The 9,238-nt window shown below is 53.6% G+C and carries 8 protein-coding genes; 3 read left to right on the forward strand and 5 right to left on the reverse strand.

Features of this window, described 5'->3' with window-relative positions; translation table 11 throughout:
* Positions 1–4: 4 nt before the first annotated feature.
* Genes OXI60_08210 through OXI60_08220 form a run of 3 tightly spaced genes read left to right on the forward strand, consistent with a single transcriptional unit; the run spans position 5 to position 4,370 of the window.
* Positions 5–1,375 carry a sigma-54 dependent transcriptional regulator gene (locus OXI60_08210; GenBank protein MDE0309796.1) on the forward strand — a complete coding sequence of 457 codons (1,371 nt, stop codon included), beginning with the start codon at positions 5–7 and terminating at the stop codon, positions 1,373–1,375.
* Positions 1,372–2,781: a Trk system potassium transporter TrkA gene (gene trkA, locus OXI60_08215; protein MDE0309797.1), complete on the forward strand. Its 1,410-nt coding sequence runs from the start codon at positions 1,372–1,374 to the stop codon at positions 2,779–2,781. Before OXI60_08210 ends, trkA begins: the two co-directional genes overlap by 4 nt.
* Before the next feature lie 38 nt (positions 2,782–2,819).
* On the forward strand, positions 2,820–4,370 hold the full coding sequence (locus OXI60_08220) for a TrkH family potassium uptake protein (GenBank protein MDE0309798.1): 1,551 nt from the start codon (positions 2,820–2,822) through the stop codon (positions 4,368–4,370).
* Between the two features lie 7 nt (positions 4,371–4,377).
* On the opposite strand, the gene OXI60_08225 is transcribed toward OXI60_08220, so the two are convergent.
* The 5 genes from OXI60_08225 to OXI60_08245 are packed head-to-tail and all read right to left on the reverse strand — an operon-like array spanning position 4,378 to position 8,939.
* Entirely contained in the window at positions 4,378–5,343 is a 966-nt protein-coding gene (locus OXI60_08225) for a lysophospholipid acyltransferase family protein (protein MDE0309799.1), read from the reverse strand.
* On the reverse strand, positions 5,324–6,316 hold the full coding sequence (locus OXI60_08230; protein ID MDE0309800.1) for a lysophospholipid acyltransferase family protein: 993 nt from the start codon (positions 6,314–6,316) through the stop codon (positions 5,324–5,326). The genes OXI60_08225 and OXI60_08230 overlap by 20 nt, the downstream gene beginning before the upstream one ends.
* A complete protein-coding gene (locus OXI60_08235; protein MDE0309801.1) occupies positions 6,313–6,990 on the reverse strand; it encodes a TIGR04282 family arsenosugar biosynthesis glycosyltransferase in 678 nt (225 codons plus the stop codon). Before OXI60_08235 ends, OXI60_08230 begins: the two co-directional genes overlap by 4 nt.
* Entirely contained in the window at positions 6,987–7,703 is a 717-nt protein-coding gene (locus tag OXI60_08240) for a TIGR04283 family arsenosugar biosynthesis glycosyltransferase (GenBank protein MDE0309802.1), read from the reverse strand. The genes OXI60_08235 and OXI60_08240 overlap by 4 nt, the downstream gene beginning before the upstream one ends.
* A gap of 24 nt (positions 7,704–7,727) precedes the next feature.
* Positions 7,728–8,939, reverse strand: coding sequence for an argininosuccinate synthase (locus OXI60_08245; protein MDE0309803.1), 1,212 nt, complete (start codon positions 8,937–8,939; stop codon positions 7,728–7,730).
* Between the last annotated feature and the right edge of the window lie 299 nt (positions 8,940–9,238).

The raw sequence follows: 9,238 nt of genomic DNA on the forward strand, positions 1-9,238 counted from the left end.
ATCTATGGTAAATGTCAAGAGTCACATTCTGGTCGTAGACGATGAGCTCGATATTCGAGACGTGATCGCAGATATTCTTGAGGATTATGGCTATCATGTCACGTCGGTGCACGATGCAGCCGCTGCGAGCTCAGCCGTGAGACTGAATCGATTCGACGCAATCCTGCTTGATATCTGGCTGCCCGGCAAGGATGGCATTACGCTTCTGAAGGAGTGGACAAGTCGGCAAGATTTCAACACACCGGTCGTCATGATGTCAGCGCATGGTACGGTTCAGACAGCCGTTGAAGCGGTTCAGCTGGGTGCATTCGACTATCTTGAGAAGCCGGTTTCCGCCGGCCGGCTTGACATCACTTTGCGAAACGCAGTCAGGTCCGGTACTGCAGGCTCTCACAGGACGGTATCAGCGACTGTTGACCGGGGTGGCTTGCAACTCGTCGGAAATAGCGAGGTTATGCAATTCTTGCGCAAGCAGATCGAGATTGCTTCGTCCACTGTATCAAATGTTCTCGTCGTCGGTGAGGCAGGCAGCGGAAAACGTACCATCGCTAGAATGATTCACAATGCAAGTCGCGGCGAAACAGCCCCCTGCGTCGACTACGACCAGCTTACCTCGGAAGCGGGGGAGCCGACAGTCTCCGAACTTGTTGCAAAAGCTGAGAACGGAACGATAGTGGTGTCGGATATCCATACCTATGATGGACATCGTCAGAATAAATTGCTGGGTGTGATCAATGCATTATCCGGGATGTCGGAGCAAGACTCGTCCGCGGGCATTCCGCGAGTCGTTGCAACCGTGTCGGACTCCATTTTCGCAGCAGTTGAACGCGGCTACTTCAGACGCGAGATCCTGAATCGGATGGCCGGGATGACTGTCAATGTACCCGCATTGAAAGAATACAGGGAGGACATACCGGAAGTGACCGGATATTTCACTGACTATCTGAGTCGTTCGGAAAATCTTCCGTACAAGCGGTTTTCGACCAGCGCGCTGAACTGCATGCGCAATCACTCGTGGGGTGGAAATCTATCGGAACTGACCAGCGTTCTTCGACAGGTTCTTGCAGACGGTATCGCAGAAACTGTATCCGATACCGACATTACACCGCTTCTGGTCGAGCGCATCGTACCGCAGGAACAGGTGATGCCTGACAATGGCGGAGAATACTACTACTCTTTGTCGTTCAGGGATGCGCGGGCCCAATTCGAACGATCCTATCTGCTGCATAACCTGAAGCAATTCGAAAGCTATGTGGAACTGGCGAAGAAGACAGGCCTTCATCGATCCAGTCTGTTCCGGAAGTTGAAGGAACACGGTATTGAAGTGGGTCCCGGATACGAAGGCGCGCAAAACAATACGGATAGTTCCTCGTGAAGAAGATTGTGATATTCGGTGCAGGCGCCGTCGGGTCCAGTGTTGCCGAGACGCTGTCGCATGAGGAGAACGATATTACCCTGATTGACCGAGACGAGACAGCACTCAGTCAGAAACTGGAATATCTCGATATCAAGACCATCTGTGGCACCGCGTGTGACCCCGAGACGCTGGATGAGGCAGACATTGTTGATGCGGATCTGGTGCTCGCAGTCACTGACAATGATGACACAAACATTCTTGTCTGCCAGCTGGCGCATATGCTGGGGAGTCGTCCGACGGTCATAGCACGGTTGCGCAACCCTGAATTTCACAAGCGCAAGGACGAGTTGTTCGGTTGCGAAGCCGACTCGAAGAAAATTCCCATCGATTCCATTTTCAGTCCGGAACAGTTGGTAACCCGTCAGATCCTGACGCTGATCAATCATCCCGGCGCACTCCAGATCGTTGAGTTTGCGGGCGGCAAGGTTCAGTTGGTTGCAATCCGGGCCGATGAGGGCGGAAAGCTCGTCGGTCATCGAATTGAGGAATTGCGCGAACATCTGCCCACAGTTGATTCCAGGGTGGCTGCGATCTATCGCGAGGATAGACCGATCATTCCCAAAAGAGATACCGTCATACAGCCGAAGGATGAGGTCTTTTTTGTTGCTGCGCATGAACACATCACCAACATCATGACGGAGTTGCGCTCGGTTGAGATGTCGTATGGCAACAGAGTGATGCTGGTTGGTGCCGGCAACATCGGAACCCGGCTCGCGCGCGAGTTGGAACAGGTGCAATGGAGAGTCAAGCTGATTGAGTATGATCGGGCTCGGGCGACTACAGTGTCGCACCAGCTTGCCGAGGGTATAACTGTCGTTCACGGAAATGCGACGGACAAGGATCTCATGATGAGGGAAAATATCGAGTCAACCGATGTGTTCTGTGCGGTAACCAACGAAGACGAGGTCAATATCCTGTCTGCCATGATGGCTAAACAGCTCGGCGCCAAGCGAACCATGGCGCTGATCAACAATTCAGCTTATGCCGCCTTGCTTGAACACACTGGCATCGACAGCGTGATCTCGCCCAGTCTGCTTACGATCAGCGCACTGTTACAGGACATTCGAAAAGGCGACATGGTTGCTGTTCACTCGCTTCGACGCGGAGCGGCGGAAGCCATCGAAACCGTGGTGCATGGTTCAGAGTCGGATTCCACGGTGGTCGGTTGCACCATTGGCGAACTCAAGTTGCCGGAAGGCGCGAACGTCGGCGCGATCTTGCGTAAGGATGAGGTGCTGATCGCGCACAGCAACATTGTGATTGAGGACGAGGACCACGTGATCCTGTTCATCGTTGACAAGGGTGACAAGCAAAAGCAGATCGAGCGGGTGCAGAAACTGTTCGAGCCCGGACCGCTGTGGTAAGACGAATTCAAATCGCCAACTGATCAACATCGGAATTCATGCACTACGAGGCGGTACTGAAGGTTGTCGGCATCCTTTTTGCGATGTTCAGCGTCTCGCTGATACCGCCGATTGCCATATCCTATTTCTATGGGGACGGTTCGCTGTTCGCGTTTGTCGTCTCGTTCGCGGTGGTCCTCGCGGCCGGCGTGATCATCTGGTTTCCGGTTCGCAACAAGCCTACACAACTCGGACCGCGTGAGGGATTTCTGACAGTAGCGGCATACTGGATTTCACTGGCTGTCGCCGGAACACTGCCATTTCTGCTTTCGGAAGACCTGCACATCGGATTTACCGATGCGTTCTTTGAATCGATGTCCGGCCTGACAACGACTGGGGCAACGGTGCTGACAGGATTGGACGACCTGCCGAAGTCCGTGCTGTACTATCGGCAGCAACTGCAATGGCTGGGCGGAATGGGCATTATCGTGTTGGCGGTTGCGGTGATTCCCATGTTGGGAATCGGAGGCATGCAACTGTATCGGGCCGAAATGCCCGGTGCCATGAGGAACACCAAACTTACGCCGCGAATCAAGGAAACGGCCAAGGCACTTTGGTACATCTACCTTGGCCTTACCGTGGTCTGTGCATTGGCTTACTGGCTGGCCGGCATGACCCCGTTCGATGCCATTGCGCACAGTTTCTCGACCATTGCCATCGGCGGATTTTCCACACATGATGCGAGTTTTGCGTTTTTTGAAAATGACGCGATCTTATATGTTGCCCTCGTTTTCATGATTCTGTCCGGAATCAATTTCGCTCTTCACTTTCGGGTGCTCAGCCGGTCTTCAGGATTTCGCGTCCTGAGCGGAATCCGGGCGCGCTTCAGGGACCGACGATCCAGGAGGAACCCGTTCCATACCTCGACCTTTGCGGGTGATTCGAGTTTTCGACAGTACCTCAGAGATGCTGAGCTTCGAACGTATCTGTCGGTTTTGCTGATTTCCGCCCTGATGGTGGCGGTCGTCCTGGTGCTGGCATACGATCACTACGAGAGTTCCTCGGTCACCATCAAACATGGATTGTTCCAAGCCATATCAATTGCGACAACTTCTGGGTTCACCACAACCGACTTCTCTTCCTGGCCGCTTTTCCTGCCGGCTTTTCTGTTGGCCGTCAGCATTATCGGTGGTTGCACCGGCTCCACAGCCGGCGGCGTCAAGGTCTTTCGAGTCATTTTGCTGTTCAAGCAGGGGAGACGGGAAATTCTGCAATTGATCCATCCGGATGCGGTTTTTCCCATCCGAATGAATCAGGCCCCTGTCCACGATCGGGTGATTAACGCGGTATGGGGCTTTTTTGTGTTGTATGTAGTCAGTTTTGTGATTCTCGCCCTGGTGCTGATGGCGACCGGACTCGACATGATCACCGCCTATTCGACGGTGACAGCCTGTCTTAACAATCTAGGTCCCGCGTTGGGAGACGCGGCGCAAAACTACCAGGAACTTTCGCCCGCTTCCAAGTGGGTGCTGGCGTTTACGATGCTGCTTGGCAGATTGGAACTGCTCACCTTGCTGATTCTGGTGACGCCGAGATACTGGCGCGACTGATTGACTCTCAATAGATGGGCGGCTCGCCCGCAGGGCGCGCCTTGAATCTGCGATGCAGCCAGAAATACTGTTCCGGTGCCCTGCGAATGAGTTTTTCGACAGTTGCGTTCAGTCGCTGTGCATCTTCGGTCTCATCCCCGACAAAGAAATCCTCGGGCAGGAGTTCCGTATGCAATTCATACCCGCTGCCGCCATCCTTGATGACTGAGAAACACAGAAAAACACGCGGCATCCTGAATCGGATGAATCTCGACATGGAGGTATAAGTCGCTGCAGGCACGCCGAAAAAGGGAGCGAATACCATATGCTTGAGATTTTTCGCGTTTTGATCGGGCAGAAAAAAGAAGGGAATTCCATTCTTCATTGCATCGAAAAATGGTCGCATGCTCCCCTTGGAAGAACACATTCTGATTTCATGTTCGCCCCGTTTTCGATATAGAAAATTCAGCCAGCCGAACGAACTCTGTATGCCGGTCAGCGCACAGTGATAACCCATGTCGAAGATTGGATTCTTGGGAGGCTCATACATTGCGACTACCGGGGAAAGTTCCCCGATTGAGCGTAACGTCAGCATTGGCGTGACAAAATGAGGGCAAAGCAGAATCAACGGCTCGCCTGTACCCAGATGGGTATTTAGAGTTTCACGTCCGTGCCACTCGACTTCCTTGTGGATTCGCCGCTGGCGTGCAAACAGGGCGAATCCCCAACTCAGTATGCCGCGTCCCGCATAGCGGAAAGTCTCAAGTGCGGTCCGATTGCGCTCATCCGCGGAAACTTCGGGGAAACAAAGTTCCAGATTTCGCATTACAACCGACTTTCTATCCTTATGCAGTACAAAAAGAGCGCTGCCCAACACTCCGCCAAGGTGCCAGCGCAAACGGCCTGGCAGTTTTGACGAACAGTACCAGAAAATCGAGCCGAACAGGCCGAAGAACTTATGCTTCAAGTGAGGTTCAGTATAGTGGCGGTCCATTTTCGGGTCGGGTTCTGAACCATCGCAGGGTCCACATATATTGTTCCGGTGCAGGATAGATGATATCTTCAAATGCCGAATTCATGAGCCGGGCATTGGTCTGAGGGTTATCTGTGGGGAAATTCGGCAAGGGTGGCTTTATGGTGATCTCGTATCGACCGGTATTAGGGTCGAGATAGGCGTATGTCGGCATCACCACCGCGTCGCCCAGCCGGGCCATTCGATCAAGTGTGGACAGTGTTGCGGTCTGTACGCCAAAGAACGGAACAAAAACCGAGTTCCTGGTACCCAGGTCCTGGTCCGGGATGTAGTAGCAATTGCGCTTTCGTCGCAAGTCCCGTACCATGCGTCCGATTCCGCCAACTCGCTTGTAGATCCTGAGGTTGAAACGTGACCGCCCGGAGATCACCTGCTCGTTGAATACCGGATTTCTCAGGTCCTTCATGATGGTACACAGTGGAATGTGCTGTGACAGTATGACTGCGGCCATATCAACCGCAATGACGTGAGGCGTGATGAGAATAATCGAGCGTCCGTCTTTCTGTGCACGAAGGCAATGGTCCAATCCCGTGAGGTTCACCCAACGATTCAGCCGGTCATTGCTGGCGGACCAGATCATCCCCAAATCAAGAATGGCCTGACCGAAGTGTCTGAAATGTCGACGGACGACCTGCCGACGTTTTTCGACCGGCCAGTGCGGGAAGCAGATCTCAAGGTTCTTGCTGGCTATGTTGCGTCGTTTGCGGTTGCTGGAATAGAGCAGCCAGCCGGCAACGATGCCCAACAATAGGATGATTCGTCTGGGCAGATATCCGACTGTCTTGAGCAGAAAAACCATGAATCGGGCAGACGACGACCGTAACCTCCTGATCCATACCCTGGCTGACATGACCGCAAATGAGTCAGGCAGGTCGAGATTGGACAGTCTCGAATTTTTCCAGGTTGCCCTGATCGATGAAAATCGCGAACTCACCGGTTGAACCTTTGCGTTGACTCTTGTTCCAAGTGGGGTTGTTCTAGAAATCTACGATACTTGGGAACGATACTTGCGAGGTGTTCAAAGTCTTCCCAACTGTCGATGTCATTCAGGCATGGCAACAGCACATCGAATCTGACTCCGAGTTGCTCTGAACGCGCCAGTACCGACTGCAGCACTGTATCGGTACTCCAGGCAATGCTGTCGAGCATGCCTGGTACGCATTGATGGGTGCCGATCAGGTAAAATCCACCGTCTGCACTGGGTCCGATTACATTCGCACCTTTCGCAAGGGATTCAAATGCAAATTCCAGAATGTCTGCGGTCACCAATGGGATGTCACAGCCCATTACGGCAACAGCAGTGGATGATTCAAGCCCTTCGCGGATCGCAGACTGCATTTTTTGCCCCAAGTCACCCTGAGACTGGGTGCCTGAGGTTACATTATATCTGAGTGCCATTTCAGTCAGTTCCGAAGGGGCTTTGGCTGGACTGACCAGCAATCTGACAGGTCCCGGCCAGCAGTCGGCGGCAATCGACAACGTGTCCCGAATCATCTCCAATGCAATGGCAGTTGCCGTTTCAGGCGTTGTGTGGGTGAGCAAGCGAGTCTTGACGCGCCCGGGCAGGGGAGCCTTGGTGAACAGCATCAGGGCAGGGCGGTCCATCATCGCACCTGCCTGTACAATCTGGCCAGTCTGTCCGGTGAGACCCCGGCCCAGTAAAGCAGCCGCATCATCCACATCAGCACGATGGTGCGAAGATGACCACAACTTTCCCATCGTCGGGCTGATGTCTGGATCGGTGTGCGGATTCTCACCATCGAACCGGTCGACTTCAACTTTCGCGACAGGGCTACATCTTCCATGATGGCGATTTGCGGAAAGCTGCCCACCTGCGCGAAAACGGCTCGATCCACAAAGATGGCCTGGTCACCTGTGCAGATATTGGTCAGTGCGGATCGCAGGTTCATCATTTTGGCCACCAGTCGCATCAATGAAGCTGAACTGCGGAACTGCACATCGAATCGACCCCAGGGACAACTGTCGGTCACGGAATTGGAAATCGTCGTTGCCGCGTCGGCAGGCACTGTTGAATCGGAATGCAAAAACCACAGGATCTGGCCCGAGGCGTGCGAACTTCCGAGATTCATCTGGGCGGCGCGACCCGCAGTTTCAGTTCGGATCAGGGTAATCGACGGATCCAGAATTTCGGCCAAGGCGGACTGCAGTCGACGTTCACTGGCATCGACGACGATGACTTCCACAACGCATTGCAGATTGACCAGGGCGTTGATCTGTCGCAGGACTTGTGGCGGTTCGTTACGTACCGGGACGACGATTGATACGGTCTGATGCTGAAACGGCTCGGTCGGATGCGACACGACAATGGTGCAAAGTACGAGTGTCTACAGTTTCCTGCCCCGAGCAGCTGCTACCCGCAGGCGCAAGGCATTCAGTTTTATAAATCCCTCGGCGTCCGACTGATCATACGCGCCACTTTCGTCATCGAAGGAAACAATTGCCTCATCATACATGGAATGGGCTTCGGATTTCCTTCCTGTCACAATGACGTTGCCCTTGTAAAGACGCAGGCGCACCTTGCCACTGACATACTGCTGACTTTCGTCGATGAGTTTCTGCAGCGCAACCCTTTCGGCACTCCACCAAAGGCCGTTGTAGACCAGTTTGGCGTAACGTGGCATCAGGTCATGCATCAGGTGGGCGACCTCCCGGTCCATCGTGATCGATTCCATCGCACGATGGGCCTTAATCAGTATCGTTCCGCCGGGTGTCTCGTAGCAGCCTCTGGACTTCATTCCGATATACCGGTTCTCGACAATGTCGATACGGCCGATACCGTGTCGAGCTCCCAGATCGTTCAGGGTCGAGAGGATTGCCGCCGGCGACCCGCACTCACCATTCACGGCAACTGCGTCTCCGGCTTCAAACTCGATTTCAACATCCTGCGGCTCATCTGGCGTGTGCTTGAGATCTCTTGTCCACTTCCACATGTCTGCCGGCGGCTCCGCCCAGGGATCTTCAAGCTCTCCACCTTCATAGGAGATGTGCAGGATGTTTGCGTCCATCGAATAATCTGCCTTGCCGCTCGCGCGTCTGTCGACGGCTATTCCGTGCTGTTGAGCGTACTGAAGCAGATCCTCTCTCGACTGAAATTCCCACTCGCGCCAAGGCGAGACAATCTTGACATCGGGCATCATCGCGTATGCTCCGAGTTCGAATCGGATTTGATCGTTGCCCTTGCCGGTTGCGCCATGTGCGATCGCCTCAGCCCCTGTTTTCCTTGCAATTGAGACAAGGTGAGCGGCGATCAGAGGCCGCGCAATTGATGTGCCGAGGAGGTATTCACCCTCGTACAGCGCGTTGATGCGAAACATGGGATACACGTAGTCGCGGACGAACTCTTCGGTGAGGTTCTCAACGAAAATCTCCTTGCAACCAAGTTCAGTTGCTTTTTCCTTGACGACATCGAGGTCCTCATTCTGACCGATGTCTGCGGTGAACGGTACGACTTCATAGCCGCGCTCGTCCTGAAGCCAGCGTAGGATGACAGATGTATCCAATCCGCCGGAGTAAGCGAGTACGATTTTCTTGGACATGTTCGGTTGGGAATTCAAAAGTCTGTCATGCCCGAATCGAGTCCAATCCGGGACAGAAATTATGCCATAAAGTCAGTTCATGTTTGCGTCCGCAGAAGGCTTTGGCTCAAGCATCAGGCGAGTCAGACTCAAATGGCGATCCATCCTGTTCATGGCAGAACCGCACCAATCTTTTTCCGCTCACCTTGCACCTGACTGACTCGCTCTTCCCTGAACGGTCAATCGAAAGTCCGCTGGAAGCATCGCCCTGAAATCTCTTTAGACAAGTCAAAAACAAGAAAAGCCCTGCCGGTATAATA

This window comes from Acidiferrobacterales bacterium, from assembly GCA_028820695.1.
Lineage (GTDB): Bacteria > Pseudomonadota > Gammaproteobacteria > Arenicellales > JAJDZL01 > JAJDZL01.